At 39.5% G+C, this 16,229-nt stretch carries 10 protein-coding genes, 8 tRNA genes and 1 rRNA gene; 5 read left to right on the forward strand and 14 right to left on the reverse strand.

What is annotated here, in order from left to right; genetic code table 11:
* A 16S ribosomal RNA gene (locus tag QL998_RS13085) occupies window positions 1–85 on the reverse strand; the annotation flags it as partial.
* 639 nt (window positions 86–724) lie between these two features.
* Here QL998_RS13085 and QL998_RS13090 point away from each other — a divergent pair.
* Both QL998_RS13090 and QL998_RS13095 read left to right on the forward strand, forming a co-directional pair.
* Window positions 725–2,140: a sodium:alanine symporter family protein gene (locus tag QL998_RS13090; RefSeq protein ID WP_182195962.1), complete on the forward strand. Its 1,416-nt coding sequence runs from the start codon at window positions 725–727 to the stop codon at window positions 2,138–2,140.
* 165 nt (window positions 2,141–2,305) lie between these two features.
* Window positions 2,306–3,904 (forward strand): BCCT family transporter, encoded by a 1,599-nt coding sequence (locus tag QL998_RS13095; protein ID WP_024606600.1) that lies wholly within the window; start codon window positions 2,306–2,308, stop codon window positions 3,902–3,904.
* A 543-nt stretch (window positions 3,905–4,447) separates the two neighbouring features.
* On the opposite strand, the gene QL998_RS13100 is transcribed toward QL998_RS13095, so the two are convergent.
* The 12 genes from QL998_RS13100 to QL998_RS13155 all read right to left on the reverse strand — a co-directional run bounded on the left by QL998_RS13100 (window position 4,448) and on the right by QL998_RS13155 (window position 9,905).
* Window positions 4,448–4,534: transfer RNA gene (locus tag QL998_RS13100), tRNA-Leu, on the reverse strand.
* 38 nt (window positions 4,535–4,572) lie between these two features.
* Window positions 4,573–4,646, reverse strand: a tRNA-Cys gene (locus tag QL998_RS13105).
* Between the two features lie 19 nt (window positions 4,647–4,665).
* Window positions 4,666–4,741 (reverse strand) — tRNA-Gly (locus QL998_RS13110).
* 49 nt (window positions 4,742–4,790) lie between these two features.
* Window positions 4,791–4,877: transfer RNA gene (locus QL998_RS13115), tRNA-Leu, on the reverse strand.
* Between the two features lie 39 nt (window positions 4,878–4,916).
* Window positions 4,917–4,992: transfer RNA gene (locus tag QL998_RS13120), tRNA-Gly, on the reverse strand.
* Between the two features lie 64 nt (window positions 4,993–5,056).
* Window positions 5,057–5,143 (reverse strand) — tRNA-Leu (locus tag QL998_RS13125).
* Between the two features lie 37 nt (window positions 5,144–5,180).
* A tRNA-Cys gene (locus QL998_RS13130) sits at window positions 5,181–5,254 on the reverse strand.
* A 31-nt stretch (window positions 5,255–5,285) separates the two neighbouring features.
* Window positions 5,286–5,361, reverse strand: a tRNA-Gly gene (locus tag QL998_RS13135).
* Window positions 5,362–5,573: 212 nt separating this feature from the next.
* Window positions 5,574–6,119 (reverse strand): CDP-diacylglycerol--glycerol-3-phosphate 3-phosphatidyltransferase, encoded by a 546-nt coding sequence (gene pgsA / locus QL998_RS13140; RefSeq protein WP_032827134.1) that lies wholly within the window; start codon window positions 6,117–6,119, stop codon window positions 5,574–5,576.
* A gap of 42 nt (window positions 6,120–6,161) precedes the next feature.
* Complete coding sequence (uvrC, locus tag QL998_RS13145; protein WP_024599811.1) at window positions 6,162–7,985, reverse strand: excinuclease ABC subunit UvrC; 1,824 nt, start codon at window positions 7,983–7,985, stop codon at window positions 6,162–6,164.
* A 9-nt stretch (window positions 7,986–7,994) separates the two neighbouring features.
* Complete coding sequence (gene uvrY / locus QL998_RS13150; protein ID WP_007377972.1) at window positions 7,995–8,645, reverse strand: UvrY/SirA/GacA family response regulator transcription factor; 651 nt, start codon at window positions 8,643–8,645, stop codon at window positions 7,995–7,997.
* Between the two features lie 108 nt (window positions 8,646–8,753).
* Window positions 8,754–9,905 carry a dicarboxylate/amino acid:cation symporter gene (locus QL998_RS13155; protein WP_024599812.1) on the reverse strand — a complete coding sequence of 384 codons (1,152 nt, stop codon included), beginning with the start codon at window positions 9,903–9,905 and terminating at the stop codon, window positions 8,754–8,756.
* A 364-nt stretch (window positions 9,906–10,269) separates the two neighbouring features.
* Between QL998_RS13155 and cysK the strand changes: the two genes are divergently transcribed.
* Window positions 10,270–11,238: a cysteine synthase A gene (cysK, locus tag QL998_RS13160; protein ID WP_024599813.1), complete on the forward strand. Its 969-nt coding sequence runs from the start codon at window positions 10,270–10,272 to the stop codon at window positions 11,236–11,238.
* Window positions 11,239–11,378: 140 nt separating this feature from the next.
* Window positions 11,379–11,813: a hypothetical protein gene (locus QL998_RS13165; protein WP_024599814.1), complete on the forward strand. Its 435-nt coding sequence runs from the start codon at window positions 11,379–11,381 to the stop codon at window positions 11,811–11,813.
* An 81-nt stretch (window positions 11,814–11,894) separates the two neighbouring features.
* Here the strand turns inward: QL998_RS13165 and QL998_RS13170 are convergent, their stop codons facing one another.
* Entirely contained in the window at window positions 11,895–14,171 is a 2,277-nt protein-coding gene (locus tag QL998_RS13170; protein ID WP_290192858.1) for an acyl-CoA dehydrogenase, read from the reverse strand.
* 167 nt (window positions 14,172–14,338) lie between these two features.
* On the opposite strand from QL998_RS13170, the gene QL998_RS13175 reads away from it, so the two are divergent.
* Complete coding sequence (locus QL998_RS13175; RefSeq protein ID WP_290192859.1) at window positions 14,339–16,186, forward strand: M2 family metallopeptidase; 1,848 nt, start codon at window positions 14,339–14,341, stop codon at window positions 16,184–16,186.
* Window positions 16,187–16,229: the final 43 nt, after the last annotated feature.

Below are 16,229 nucleotides of genomic sequence, written 5' to 3' on the forward strand. Positions count from 1 at the left end.
AAGCTACTTTCTGTTACCGCTCGACTTGCATGTGTTAGGCCTGCCGCCAGCGTTCAATCTGAGCCATGATCAAACTCTTCAATTAAAAAGTTTTATGTCTTTCGACAGCTCAATGAATTCTGAATTTTTGTTTTTGTTGCCAAAAACGAATTGACTGTGCGTTATTATTTTCACTTTTAAGAAAGTAAAATCAAAACAGCTCAATGCTGAATCTTTTAATAACATATGGTCACTCAGTTTCAATTGAGACTCTAATTTGTTTGCCTCACTACCGAAGTAGCTTGGCTGTTAGAACTCAATCTGTACGAGTGCCCACACAGATGATTGCTTTATATTGTTAAAGAACGTTTTGAGTCGCTTTAGCGAATCAAGGGATGCGAATAATACACCCTTTATTTTTTCGAGTCAACACTTTGTTTTAAACTTTCTTTTGGAAGATTTAAAACCGAAGTTTTATTTAACTCTCTGAGTAGTTGCTGCCTTGCTATGCTTCGGCGTTTCCCGTCTCAGTGGGGTCGCATTATAGGGAGCGGCGAATTTTACGCAAGCGTTATTTACACAAAATAGTAATTAAAATTAAGCCCCAAGCAAGCACACATGATAAGCACAAGTTACCCACAAAACCCTGTTGATAACTCTGCTTTTAAACTTTAAAACTAAACACTTTTAACCTGATGTGATAAGTTGCGGTCACTTTTTTAACTCATGTATTTAGGCAGTATCCATGACAGACATAATAAACAGTATAAGTGCCCTTCTGTGGGGCCAAGTTCTCGTCTACTTATTAATAGCAGCAGGCCTCTTCTTTACTTTTCGACTAGGCTTTATTCAGTTTGTGCAATTCCCACATATGTTCAAAGTTATGTTTGGCTCTCGTAAATGTGCCGATAACGAAATTTCATCCTTTCAGGCTTTTTGTACTTCGTTAGCTGCCCGCGTTGGTACAGGCAATATGGCTGGTGTTGCTGTTGCCTTATACCTAGGTGGTCCGGGTGCTATCTTTTGGATGTGGCTTATTGCATTAATAGGTATGGCTACAAGCTTTGCTGAAAGTACTTTAGCTCAGGCTTATAAAACAAAGGATGTTGAAGGCAATTTTAGAGGTGGCCCTGCTTATTATATGCAAAACGGTTTAGGTAAACGCTGGATGGGAACTTTATTCTCGCTATGCTTAATTTTAGCCTTTGGTTTGGTATTTAACGCCGTACAGTCAAACTCTATTGCTGCAGCATTTGAAGTAGCGTTTGATGTACCTAAGTATATAGTAGGCATTTGCTTGGTTATTGGCTCTGGTATTATTATTTTTGGTGGTTTGAAAACGATTTCTCGTTTTGCCGAAATGGTTGTGCCATTTATGGCATTAGCTTACTTGTTAGTGGCTCTTTATGTATGTGCTATTAACTTTACTGCACTCCCGGATGTACTCGCCCTTATTATAAAGAGTGCTTTTGGTATTGAACAAGCTGGTGCAGGTGCAATTGGTTATGGTGTTACACAAGCTATGATCCAAGGTATAAAGCGTGGCTTATTCTCAAACGAAGCAGGTATGGGTAGTGCAGCTAATGCCGCAGCTACTGCTACACCTTACCCGCCTCATCCAGCATCACAAGGTTATGTGCAAATGCTAGGTGTATTTATTGATACTATTGTTATTTGTACAGCGACTGCTTCTCTTATTTTACTATCGCAGCAATTAATACCTGAATCTGGTGTTATGGGGATTGAACTTACGCAAGCTGCGTTACAAGAACATGTTGGTGATTGGGGTACTTACTTTATTGCCATTGCTATATTGTTCTTTGCTTTTACTTCTATTGTGGCTAATTACTCTTACGCTGAAACAAATTTAATGTTTTTAGAGCACAACTCTAATAAAGGTATGTTTATCTTTAGACTTGTTGTTTTAGGTATGGTGATGTTTGGTGCTGTTGGTGAACTGGGATTAATTTGGACGCTGGCAGATATATCAATGGGTTTAATGGCCATTGTAAACGTTATAGCGTTATTTATGCTTTCAGGTGTTGTTGTGTGGCTCTCTAAAGATTATAACGAGCAACGCAAGAAAGGCCTAATACCTACCTTTGATAAGAGTAAACATCCTAAACTTGCTAAAGAGGTTGATCCCGAGGCCTGGAAATAAACAATAAACAGCGAGCTACGGCTCGCTTTTTTAGTTCTAAAAATAACAAATATTACGCTTAACCATCTCATTTCTTATAAATAAAAAGTTATATTAATTTTAAAACTATTTTATATTTAATTACGTAGGATATTTGAATTAAGTTATCTATAAAAAGGAGACCCGATGGATGACATAACAAAAAAATACAGTATAGACACTACTGATTACCAAGTTGGGCAAGATAATGTACAAAAGTGGGGATTTGATATCCATAACCCAGTATTTGGCATAAGCGCTTTCTTAGTTGTTTTATTTGTAATACTTACCCTAGTTTTTGACCCTACCGTTACCCGTGATGCACTAACCTCGACTAAAGACGCCATAATTAATCAATTTGATAGTTACTTTATGTTACTAGCCAATGCTTTTGTAATATTTTCCGTTATTTTAGCATTCTCTCCTTTGGGTAAAATTCGTTTAGGCGGCGTAAAAGCTCGTCCAGAACATGGCTATATGTCGTGGCTTTCAATGCTGTTTGCAGCAGGAATGGGTATTGGCTTACTGTTTTGGGGAGTTGCTGAGCCAACTGCATATTATACTGGTTGGTATCATATGCCTATGGGCGTTGAGCCAAACTCACCGCAAGCACACTCATTAGCTTTGGGTGCAACCATGTACCACTGGGGTTTACATGGATGGGCGATTTACGCTGTTGTTGGATTAAGCTTGGCTTTTTTTGCATTTAATAAAGGCCTTCCTTTATCTATACGTTCTGTTTTTTATCCATTATTTGGTGATCGTGCCTGGGGGTGGCTTGGTCATATCATCGATATACTCGCTGTACTGTCTACTTTATTTGGTTTAGCTACATCGCTAGGCCTTGGCGCTCAACAAGCTACCAGCGGGATAAATTATCTGTTAGGCACTGATTATGGGACTGCTTTTCAAATATCTGTTATTGGTTTAGTAACGTGTATTGCAATTTTCTCTGTTATTAGAGGTATTGAGGGCGGTGTTAAAGTACTGAGCAATGTTAATTTAATTTGTGCATTTATTTTATTATTAGTTGTTATTGCCCTTACTTTCTCTGATGCAATTACTGCTGTTTGGTTTACCCTTGGGGCGTACGCAGAACACTTTGTAACTTTAAGCAATCCTTTTAATAGACCCGATGAAGATTGGATGCACTCTTGGACTGTGTTTTATTGGGCATGGTGGATATCATGGTCGCCGTTTGTTGGGATGTTTATTGCTCGAGTTTCAAAGGGGCGCACTGTACGCGAGTTTTTACTCGTCGTCATTGGCCTACCAACGCTTCTTAGTTTGGTTTGGATGGGGGTATTCGGAAATATGGCAATTACACAAGTTATAGATAAAGTTGGCCCACTTGGACAAAATGGTTTAACTGATATCTCAGTGACTTTATTTCAGGTATACGAGCAGTTACCACTTTCAAGTTTTATTTCTATTATTTCTATAGCACTCGTTTTGGTATTTTTTATAACGTCGTCTGATTCAGGATCGCTTGTAATAGATGGTATAACTGCGGGCGGTAAAATAGATGCACCAGTGCCACAACGTATATTTTGGGCTACAGTCGAAGGCGTGATTGCAGCAGTATTGCTTTGGGTTGGTGGCTCGCAAGCATTGCAAGCGCTTCAGTCGGGCGTAGTTACTACAGCTTTGCCGTTTTCAATAGTACTTATTTTAATGTGTATTGCGCTTATTCAAGGCTTGTTGAGCGAGTATCCAATTTACAAAGCTCAGAGTAAACTGCAATAACAATTTATCCTTTATAAGCGATCCTCAAGGGGCGCTTATAAAACATTAGCAATTCGTATAACTAAGTACTAAACGCATTTCTTATACTCCTATCTTAAATTTATTTTAGACACCGCACTTCTATTACATTCATTAATGCCACCCCTCGTTAAAACTTAGCTATTTTTAGAGAGCAAACCTTACGTTAGCAGAATTAAAAGCATTTGATTTACTAAAACATAGGTGCAGGAGTAATTGCCAAGAAAATTGAATAGCCAGCGTTCTGATTTTTTCTTTGTTATTAACAGGTGCTCTTATTCACAACTAATTATACCAATTCAGTTAATTTAACCAGATTGGATAAAAGCATTAACGGTTAAATACAAACTGGCAGCTTTATAAATGTATGATGATGAAACTTTAAGATATTAAAAAAATAGATATTAAAGGTAAGTAGGTATTAAAAATAAGATTGGGAATCTAAATAAGGATAATTTTTGAATATTTTAAAAATAGAAGTGATTTAGAATTTAAATGAATTTTATCTGAGGATTTTAGTAAAAATGGTGCCCGAGGCCGGACTTGAACCGGCACGACTTGTTAGTCGAGGGATTTTAAATCCCTTGTGTCTACCAATTCCACCACTCGGGCATCGAGTTTGCTAATTAAAGCGTGTGGAGTAAATTATATGGAGGCGGAACCCGGAGTCGAACCGAGGTAAACGGATTTGCAATCCGGTGCATGGCCACTCTGCCATTCCGCCTAAATGTATCCAAATAATTTGGAGCGGTACACGAGGCTCGAACTCGTGACCTCGACCTTGGCAAGGTCGCGCTCTACCAACTGAGCTAGTACCGCAAAATACTGTTTTATTAACTTTAAATTATCTTGGTAAAATAATTTAAAGTGGTGCCCGAGGCCGGACTTGAACCGGCACGACTTGTTAGTCGAGGGATTTTAAATCCCTTGTGTCTACCAATTCCACCACTCGGGCATCGAGTTTGCTATTAAAAGCAAGTGGATAAAACTAATATGGAGCGGTACACGAGGCTCGAACTCGTGACCTCGACCTTGGCAAGGTCGCGCTCTACCAACTGAGCTAGTACCGCATCATATTAATTCTAAATTAATCATTTTATAAATTACACTTGGTAATGCAATTAAACCACATAGTGGTGCCCGAGGCCGGACTTGAACCGGCACGACTTGTTAGTCGAGGGATTTTAAATCCCTTGTGTCTACCAATTCCACCACTCGGGCATCGAGTTTGCTAATTAAAGCGTGTGGAGTGTTGAAATGGAGGCGGAACCCGGAGTCGAACCGAGGTAGACGGATTTGCAATCCGGTGCATGGCCACTCTGCCATTCCGCCCCAGTACGGGGTATTAACCTTAAGATAAACTTGGAGCGGTACACGAGGCTCGAACTCGTGACCTCGACCTTGGCAAGGTCGCGCTCTACCAACTGAGCTAGTACCGCATTTTATTTATCAGTTATTTGAATTAGCACATGATGATTTATGTGAACATTCAGGTAACTGATTAATTACCGTTTTGTTTATCTCGGGGGCTATGCCCTCTCAACACGGACGCATTCTACAGAGATTATTAAACGCGTCAATACAAAAAATGCTAGTTTTGAACTGTTTGCTTGTTTTTTATCTAAAACGGTGCGTTATTATACATTTAGAGTTAATTTTTAGTCAATTCACCCCATGCTGCACGTAAATATTGCATCATAGAACTCAAGGTTAAAAAGGTTGCAATGTACAGTAGTCCAAAACTTAAATAGTTCATCCATGTATCATATTGCCAAATCAAACCGATAATGGCTAACATTTGTGCAGCCGTCTTAATTTTACCCATGTTTGATACAGCGACATTACCACGCTTACCCTGCTCTGCCATCCATTCACGAAGTGCAGATATTATAATTTCACGGCTTATTATAATAAGAGCAGGTATAGTCATGTACATTGACTGGTACTGATCAGATAACGCTACAAGTGCCGCACATACCATTACTTTATCAGCAACAGGATCTAAAAAAGCACCAAAAGGGGTTGATTGCTCAAGCTTTCTTGCTAAATAACCGTCTAGTATATCGGTGATTGATGCAAGCCAAAAAATAAAGGCGGCAGCAAAAAATGCCCAGCTATAAGGCAAATAAAATATCACCAAAAAAACGGGGATAAGAAAAAGTCTAAATGTTGTAAGTGTGTTTGGAATATTCCACATAACTACTTGGATATGTCTTTTTGGCTATATTCGCATGAAGGGCTAGCCCTTGTCATGCAAATGGTTAAATATCTTCTCAGCCATGTCAGGGCTGATCCCAGGAACTTTCTTTAACTGTTCTATATTAGCAGCTTTTACACCTTGCATGCCCCCTAAATATTTTAATAATGTTTGGCGACGCTTAGAACCTACTCCATTTATTTCTTCTAATAGTGATTGTGTTCGTTGTTTTTGTCGTTTATTACGATGCCCAGCAATTGCAAAACGGTGAGACTCATCACGTATATGCTGAATCAAATGAAGCGCAGGTGCATCTGAATCCATCGGAATGGTTTTGCGTCCACCGTCAATCAATAGTGTTTCAAGCCCGGGTTTGCGACTCGTTCCTTTTGCAACACCTACTAATAAAGGCATTTTTGTGTGCGGCCAATTAGAAAAATACTGCTCAGCGCGCCCTAACTGCCCCTTACCACCATCAATAAAAATAACGTCTGGAATTTTGTCTTCATCTACTAATTTGTTGTAACGCTTGTTAAGTGCAAATTCCATTGCAGCATAATCATCACCACCGGTTATACCTGTTACGTTGTAGCGCCTATACTCTTTTGTATTTGGGCCTTGTGAGTCAAATACAACACAACTTGCAACGGTGTTCTCCCCCATGGTGTGGCTTATATCAAAACACTCCATTCGGGTAATATCGTCAAGTCGCAGTGTTGCTTTTAATTGTGCATAACGTTTATTAATAGAGTCTTGGGTACTTTGTTTAACCGCAATACTGTTTAATGCATTTTTATTTGCGAGTTGTAGGTATTGCGCACGTTCACCCCGAGTGACAACTTTAAGAGTTACTTTACGTTCACTTATTTGTGAGAGTGCTTCGCCGAGCGCCGCGCTTTCTTCTATTTCAAACGGTAATATGATTTCTTTTGCAATACGCCCTGTTGCACCTGGCGCTAAATAATATTGTCCTAAAAATGAGGTCAATATTTCTTGTTCACTCGAATCTTTAGGTACTTTTGGAAAATAGGTTTTACTACCCAGCACTTTATGATCGCGGATCATTAATAAATGAATACCGTTTAACCCGTTTAAATGCGCAAAACCGACAACATCCATTTCTGCAAAGTTACCAGAAATAGACTGTTGCTCCTGCATTTTACGAAGTAGCATTATTTGGTCGCGAACTTTTGCCGCTAATTCAAAGTTTAGTTGCAGACTGGCTGCTTCCATTTTTTTTATTAAATCAGCAATAACTTCGTGAGATTTACCTGTTAAAAACTTACGAACATAATCGACCTGCTCGCTGTAATCATCATCCGTTACTTTATTTACACATGGAGCTGAGCAACGTTTAAGTTGATATTGCAGACACGGGCGACTTCTTGCGCGGTAATAAGCATCTTCACATTGACGAACAGGAAATATTTTTTGCATTAAGCGCAAGCTTTCAGATACCGCTCCTGCGCTTGGGAAAGGCCCAAAGTACTCGCCTTTAATTTTACGACTGCCACGATGAAACGCTAAACGTGGGTGTTTATGGCTAGTTAGTAAAATATAGGGGTACGACTTATCGTCGCGCAATAATATGTTGTAGCGAGGCTGATATTTTTTTATTAGGTTATTTTCAAGCAGCAGCGCTTCGGTTTCAGTATTGGTGAGAGTGACTTCAATGTCACTAATATTACTCACTAAAACGCGTGTTTTGCTATCGGTAATATTACTTCTAAAGTAACTGCTAACACGCTTTTTTAGATGCTTAGCTTTACCAACATAAATAACTTGGCTGTCACTATCAAGCATTCGGTATACACCCGGCTCGCTTGATAGCGTTTTGAGAAAATGTACGTGATCAAATTCAGACATAAATTATAGTTAGTACGAAACGTCTATATCAATCATTTTATGACGAATAGCTAAATGGGTAAGCTCAACATCGCCACCTACATTTAACTTTTCAAACATACGGTAGCGATAGCTATTTACTGTTTTAGAGCTTAGATTTAAACGCTCTGCTATATCTTGTGCTTTTTCGCCTTTGGTGATCATAAGCATAATTTGCAGCTCTCGCTCAGATAAACTCTGAAAAGGGTTTTCATCTGTGCGGCCTGTTACTTGTGCAAGCGCTATCTGCTGTGCAATTTCAGGGGCAATATAACGCTGACCAGCATGAACGCAACGAATAGCACGAACCATTTCGTCAGAGCCTGCACCTTTAGTTAAAAAGCCATGAGCGCCAATTTGCATTACCTTGCTCGGAAACGGATCTTCACAATTAACAGTAAGCACAATAATTTTTACATCTGGGCAGTAACGACAAATCTTTTTAGTCGCTTCTAATCCGCCCATGCCTGGCATATTCATATCCATTAATACTATGTTTGGCGCATGCTGACGACAAAACTGTACAGCCTCTTCGCCAGTTTTAGCTTCGCCAATTACTTTAAACCCTCGTACGTCATCAAGAATACGCTTGATTCCTGTTCGTACAAGTTCATGGTCATCAACTAAAAGTACATTAATCAATGGAACATCCTCACTTACCTAACAACATGCAATTTAATTAAATTAATTTGCCACAGTAACATACATAAAGCGAAACAATAATTAATATTATTGCCTCGCTCTAATAGTTTAAGCTGACGATTTTTCGCTAAATCTGTCAACCCATAACGCAATGATACCATCACCCGTTACATTACACGCAGTACCAAAGCTATCTTGTGCTAAATAAAGTGCAATCATTAATGCTACAGCACCTTCATTAAACCCAAGCATGCTTGTTAATAAACCAAGCGCCGACATGACTGCACCACCTGGAGCACCTGGAGCTGCAATCATTACTACACCTAACATCATAATAAATGGCAGCATACCCATTAATGAAGGAACTTCCATGCTTGGCGATAAAAACATAACAGCCATTGCACAGGTTACTATTGTTATAGTTGAGCCAGATAAGTGAATAGTCGCGCAAAGCGGCACAGTAAAATTAGCTACATCTTCTTTAACATTATTTGCCTTACTTGATTGTAGCGATACTGGAATAGTTGCTGCACTCGACATAGTACCTAACGCAGTAAAGTAAGCTGGGAGCATATTTTTAACTAATTCGATTGGATTACGTTTTAACAATATACCTGTCGCTATATATAAAACGCTTAACCATAACCAATGCATAACAAGCGCAGCAACTAGTACTACACCAAATGTTTGCAATGTATCAACCACAGTGCCCGCTACCGTCATTTCGGCAAATACGCCAGCAATGTAAAATGGTAAAGCAGGTATAATTACTTTTGATAATAACCCGTCAATTACATCTCGCCCCTGATCAGACACCTTTTTAAGTGTATCAAGTTCTAATTGGCTCATGCCTATACCAAATACAAAAGCAGTCACTAATGCGGTCATTACACCCATCAGAGGTGGAATTTCTAAATCAATAAAACTGCCAATTTCAGTTGCAACTTCAGCTTCAAAAGTAATGCCACCACTTAAAAAAGGTATTACAGCACTTACTAATAAAAATGCAAGCGTACCTGCAATAATGGTAGAGCTGTAAGCAAACCCGACTGTTTTACCAAGTAAGTGACCAGACCCTTTTGGTAGGCCAGCAATACCCGATGCAATAAAAAACAAAATGATAAGAGGGATGGTAAAGGAGATAATTTGACCAATTAGCTCTTTTACTGTGAATAAAAGTTCAACACCAGTGATAGGTACGTAGAGTCCGACCAAAATACCGGCCACAATACCGGCAATTAATTTTAAGATTAACTTCATTTTGATTGCTTAATTGAATTTAGATACGTGTTTTTATCATGTTTTAGACGCATTGTGTGATAAAACTATTCAAGTTACATTCATATGTACAAATAACACACAAATGCGGCTCAATTTAACCTCTCTTTTGCATATTTTTTAATTTAGCTGAATTCTTACTCTTTAAATTTTGAATTAAGCCCGCACCTACAATAACTAAAGCACCGTTAATAATTGATTTTTATTTCGACTGGTTATAAGCCCAATAAATATATGTTATAGCCAAACTTTACTTTAGTTTTTTTAAACTCACAGTAAAGTGTGTATGTATAGTTAGTAGCAAAGGCTATTAGCACGTTGATCAGATTGTATCCAAAGGAACATTATGTCTACTATTTTTGAAGATAACTCACTAACTATTGGTAATACGCCGCTAGTAAAACTTAATCGTGTTACGGGTGGGAATGTATACGCTAAAGTTGAATCTCGTAATCCAAGCTTTAGTATCAAATGCCGTATTGGTGCATCAATGATTTGGGAAGCTGAAAAGTCAGGTCAGCTTGTTGAAGGTAAAGAACTTATTGAGCCAACATCAGGTAACACTGGTATTGCACTTGCATTTGTTGCAGCTGCTCGTGGTTACAAGTTAACACTTACTATGCCAAACACTATGAGCCTTGAACGTCGCAAGCTATTAAAAGCACTAGGTGCAAACCTAGTACTTACCGACGGTGCTAAAGGTATGAATGGCGCAATTGAAAAAGCAAAAGAAATTCAAGCAACCGCACCTGATAAGTATATTTTATTACAACAATTTGAAAATCCTGCAAACCCTAAAATTCACTTTGAAACAACAGGCCCAGAAATTTACGATGCGCTTGACGGCAAAGTAGACTTTTTTGTAGCGGGTGTTGGCACTGGTGGTACTATTACAGGTGTTAGTCGTTACCTTAAAACAGAAAAAGGTTTAAACGTTAAGTCTATTGCAGTAGAGCCAACTAACTCTCCAGTTATTAGCCAAACGCTTGCCGGTGAAGAAATTAAACCAGGTCCTCATAAAATCCAAGGTATTGGTGCAGGCTTCATTCCTGGTAATCTGGATATGGATTTGATTGATGCAGCTGAGCTTGTATCTAACGAAGATGCAATTGCAATGGCGCATCAGTTAATGAAAAAAGAAGGTATTTTAGTCGGTATTTCGTCAGGTGCAGCGGTTGTTGCAGCTAAGCGAATTGCTGAAAAACCTGAAAACGCAGATAAAAATATTGTTGTTATCCTACCTAGTGCAACTGAGCGTTACTTATCAAGCCCAATGTTTGATGAAGAGTTTAGTGAGCAAGAGCTAGTGCAATAAGCAATTTTAAAATTTTAAAAGGATGCTTTAGGCATCCTTTTTTATTATTTATTATCCAATTTTCTATTTATTGCCCGCCATACCTTTACATCTTCATAGATAAACCACACACTTTAAAAAACTAATTAATAATAATTAATATGAAAAAAATCACGAGTTTATTAAGTTTGGTTCTCTGTTTATTTTTATCAGCCTGCGGTGACGATACCAAAACACTTGGCGACACTCCTGGCGATACAGCAACCGCTTATTTTGATGCGCTTTATAACCAGCAAGACCTTCAAAAAGCCAGCACCATGGCAACACCCAACCTTACACGCATAATGAAATCCTACGGTACTGCTAAACAGTTTTCCCGTAACTTAGTAAATATGCAATACGATGAAGTAACCATTGAAGTTGATATGACCAATATGAGCGTCCGTGAGCAGTACGGTGATAATGCCAAAATAAACCTTATTTTTACCGGCTATTTAAATGGTGATAAAATTGACGAAATGCGCAGCGTAAAAATGCTTCGTAAAAAGGGAAAATGGTACATAGATAAAATTGTTGCCGACCCTTACGCTCGTTAAAAGAAATGAATTACACATAAAAAGGCCTTACATTTGTAAGGCCTTTTTGATCATGCTTGAGTTAGTATTTAAAGTAGTGCGCTACAGCTCACCTGGTTGAAAGTTATCAACTGCAATGGCTTTCTTTCGTAACTTATTAGCGTGATGCATTGCATCAGCATCCGTTTGCTCAAGTAACTTATTTTCAAGTGCATAGTTAATAGCGCCTTCAATATCAAGCGTTGTTGGCACACTGCCCTTGCGCTGCCATTGTTTTAAATCTTTAAACTGCGCTTGCATGTCGTGCATTGCTAAAAATGCATTTTCCATTACGCCTGTGCCTGCATTTTCATCTACATAACATAAGTGTGTTAAGCGGTTTCTAAATACACCCGGTTGAGTCATACGCTCACAAATACTTTGTGCTATTTCATCACTTGGTCTGTGGTAATGATTTCCAAGCGGGAACACGATACGTTTAAGGATAAAATTAACAACCGGATTTGAAAAGTTTTTAAAGAAGCCATTAAACGCTTGGCCAATTTCAAATAATGAGTTCTCAATTGCATATTTTACAAATGGTAAATCAGCTTGTTGGCGCCCTTCGTCTTCATAACGTTTTAAAACAGTTGATGCTAAGTACAAATGACTTAATACATCACCCAAACGTGCCGATATCATTTCTTTACGTTTAAGTTCACCGCCAAGCATTAACATAGCCACGTCTGTGCAAATAGCTAAGCCTCGGCTCATTCTACTCAATTGTTTATAATAAACAGCCGTTTCACCACCTACAGGGGCTTTAGCAAAGCAACTACGTGTCAAGCCATGCACAAATGCCATGCCTGCATTACTTGCTGCAAATATTATATGGTTCATTAATAAACCATCAAATTGTTCAAGTGCTGCGTCGTCATCTTCCATTGCAGCGGCTTCCATTTCTTTTAAAACAAATGGATGACAGCGTGTTGCACCTTGGCCAAATATCATTAAGTTACGCGTTAAAATATTTGCGCCTTCAACCGTAATTGATACTGGAATACCCATATAGCCATGCGCCAAATAGTTATTAGGCCCTACTTGAATTCCTTTACCTGAATGAATATCCATTGCATCGTTCATTACCGTACGACCCATTTCAGTCATATGGTATTTAGCAATCGCTGTTACAACCGACGGGCTTAATTTTAAATCAATCGCACCTGCGGTCATTAATCGGCACGACTCAAGTGTGTAAGTTAAACCACCAATACGTGCAAGTGCCTCTTGCACACCTTCAAACTGCCCTATAGATACACCAAACTGCTGGCGTACCATGGCGTATGCCGATGTCATTTTTGAAGCTAAATGTCCAGTTGCTGCACTCAATGCTGGTAGTGATATACCACGCCCTGCACTTAAACACTCAACAAGCATTCTCCAGCCACGCCCTGCACACTCTTGTCCACCAATGATCCAATCCAGTGGTATAAATACATCTTTACCGTAAGTGGTACCATTCATGAAGGCCATATTAAGTGGATAATGACGCTCACCCGTTTCGACACCCGGATGATCGGTTGGTATAAGCGCACACGTTATGCCTAGAGCTTTTTTATCACCTAATAAAGCGTCTGGATCATACATTTTAAATGCTAAGCCGAGTACAGTAGCAACGGGTGCAAGCGTAATGTAACGCTTTGACCAATTTAAACGCAGGCCCATTACTTGCTCGCCATTGTGCTCACCCATACACACCACACCGGAATCAGGAATGCTGCCAGCATCAGAGCCCGCCTCTGGTCCCGTTAATGCAAAACAAGGAACATCTGTACCATTTGCTAAACTTGGCAGCCAACGATCTTGCTGCTCTTTAGTACCATAGTGAAGAAGTAACTCACCTGGACCTAAGCTATTAGGCACCATAACAGTGACTGCGGCTGTTAAGCTTTTAGTCGAAATTTTTGACACTATCGTTGAATTAGCAATTGCCGAGAACTCACGACCGCCAAATTTTTCAGGAATGATCAGCGCAAAAAAACCTTCTGTTTTTAGGTAATCCCACACTTCTTTTGGTAAGTCTTTGTCTTTTTGTACAATTTGATAATCATCAAGCATCGCCAATAAGGTTTCTACTTGGTTAGCCATAAATGCGTTTTCTTTATCGCTAAGCTCTGGTTTAGGAAAGCGGTGCAGTTTTTGCCAATCTGGGTTCCCACTAAATAACTCACCATCCCACCAAACATCACCTGCTTCCATCGCCTCTCGCTCTGTTTGCGATAATGGCGGAAGCACCTTTTTGAACATTTTAAACGTAGGACGACTAATCAAGTTTAGGCGAATATCTTTAACCGCAAAAATAACCACCACCACGACCAGCAATATTATAAATATTAACATGCGCACATTCCTTACACATTGAATGAAAATAGTAACTTAATTATGACCCATCTTAACTTAAATACAATCATTGCACGACGAGTCGTGAGCCTTAACGCATCCATTTTATTGTTTTAAACATCACTGCTATTATCAACGTTTTAATAACAATAAATTAAAGGAATAGCATGACCCCCTTTCGATTTAAATTAAGTCTGAGCGCCTTAATGGTAGCAAGTACTCTTGCTTTAACGGCCTGCGATGCAGAAGTAACGATAGACACTACTGATTCAGCACACACTAAAAAAGCTGTAACAGCTAAAGGTGCAAAAACATTTATAACAAACACAGAAAAAGAACTAAGTGCACTTTATTTAGAATCGAGCCGTGCAGAATGGATTTACGCAAACTTTATTACTCATGATACGTCGGCTCTATCGGCTGAAGTTAACCGTAAAATGACCGAAACAGTCGTGCGTTTAGCCAATGAAGCTGCAAAATATGATGAACTAGAGCTTGATTACGATGCTCGCCGTAAACTTGATAAACTAAAACTCGCACTTACACTTCCTGCCCCACAAGACGCTGATAAAACAGCGCAACTTTCACAAATTGTCGCAGAGCTTGGCGGGCTATATGGTAAAGGTAAATACTGTAAAGAAGACGGCACCTGTTTAAGCCTTGGCGACATGACTTCAAAAATGGCCACCAGCCGAGATTACAACGAACTACTTGATTTATGGCAAGGCTGGCGTGAAATATCAAAACCCATGCGCCCACTTTACGAGCAACAAGTAGCACTTACCAACGAAGGTGCAAAGGAGCTTGGTTATGCCGATACGGGCGCTATGTGGCGCAGTAAATACGATATGCCTGCTGATGACTTTACCACTGAGCTTGACCGTATTTGGGGCCAAGTTAAACCACTGTATAACTCGCTACACTGCCATGTTCGCGCAAAGTTAGGTGAAAAGTACGGCACCGAAAAAGTACCTCAAGATCAGCCAATACCAGCGCACTTGCTTGGTAATATGTGGGCGCAAGCATGGGGTAATATTTACGATGTAGTTGCACCAGAAAACGCCGATCCGGGTTACGACGTAACCGAGTTATTAGCTCAAAATAATTACGACGAACTTAAAATGGTAAAAGGGGCTGAAAACTTTTTTACCTCAATGGGTTTTGACGCACTACCAGAGACATTTTACGAGCGTTCACTGTTTGTAAAACCAAAAGACAGAGATGTGCAGTGTCATGCATCAGCATGGAATATCGATAGCAAAGACGATTTACGCATTAAGATGTGTATTCAGCGCACAGGCGAAGAGTTTTCAGTTATTCACCATGAATTAGGTCATAACTTTTATCAACGCGCATATAACAAGCAGCCTTTATTTTATCAAGAAAGTGCAAACGATGGTTTTCATGAAGCCATTGGAGACACCATTGCCTTATCGGTTACACCGGGTTACTTAAAAGAAATCGGCTTACTTGAACAAGTACCTGACGAATCTAAAGATATCGGTTTGTTGATGAAAATGGCACTTGATAAAGTAGCCTTTGTACCGTTTAGCTTAATGGTTGATCAGTGGCGTTGGCAGGTATTCTCAGGTGAAGTAACCCCAGAGAACTACAATAAAGCTTGGTGGGAATTACGTGAAAAATACCAAGGAGTGCAAGCTCCTATCGCACGTAGCGAAAACGACTTTGATCCGGGTGCTAAGTACCACGTTCCGGGTAATACGCCTTATACACGTTACTTTTTAGCGCATATTTTACAATTTGAGTTTCATCGCAGCTTATGTGAAATTGCCGGTAACGATAAAGCCATTCATCGCTGCTCTATTTATAATTCAAAAGAAGCAGGGGATAGGCTAAACGCTATGCTTGAAATGGGTTCATCTCGCCCTTGGCAAGAAGCGCTTGAAACTGTAACAGGTAAGCCGCAAATGGATGCAACAGCAATGCTCGATTACTTTGCACCATTACAAACATATTTAGATAAACAAAACGAAGGCCGCAACTGCGGCTGGTAAATAGCGCTGAACAAAAAGCCCGCTAAATTTAGCGGGCTTTTGA

The organism is Pseudoalteromonas sp. APC 3691, assembly GCF_030408135.1.
Classification (GTDB): domain Bacteria; phylum Pseudomonadota; class Gammaproteobacteria; order Enterobacterales; family Alteromonadaceae; genus Pseudoalteromonas.

Bases quoted from the DNA above. Each gene is read 5' to 3' on its own strand.
- QL998_RS13165 (WP_024599814.1), top strand. From the start codon at position 11,379: ATGAAAAAAATCACGAGTTTATTAAGTTTGGTTCTCTGTTTATTTTTA.
- QL998_RS13155 (WP_024599812.1), bottom strand. From the start codon at position 9,905: ATGAAGTTAATCTTAAAATTAATTGCCGGTATTGTGGCCGGTATTTTG.
- QL998_RS13175 (WP_290192859.1), top strand. From the start codon at position 14,339: ATGACCCCCTTTCGATTTAAATTAAGTCTGAGCGCCTTAATGGTAGCA.
- QL998_RS13170 (WP_290192858.1), bottom strand. From the start codon at position 14,171: ATGTTAATATTTATAATATTGCTGGTCGTGGTGGTGGTTATTTTTGCG.
- QL998_RS13090 (WP_182195962.1), top strand. From the start codon at position 725: ATGACAGACATAATAAACAGTATAAGTGCCCTTCTGTGGGGCCAAGTT.
- QL998_RS13095 (WP_024606600.1), top strand. From the start codon at position 2,306: ATGGATGACATAACAAAAAAATACAGTATAGACACTACTGATTACCAA.
- pgsA (WP_032827134.1), bottom strand. From the start codon at position 6,119: ATGTGGAATATTCCAAACACACTTACAACATTTAGACTTTTTCTTATC.
- uvrC (WP_024599811.1), bottom strand. From the start codon at position 7,985: ATGTCTGAATTTGATCACGTACATTTTCTCAAAACGCTATCAAGCGAG.
- cysK (WP_024599813.1), top strand. From the start codon at position 10,270: ATGTCTACTATTTTTGAAGATAACTCACTAACTATTGGTAATACGCCG.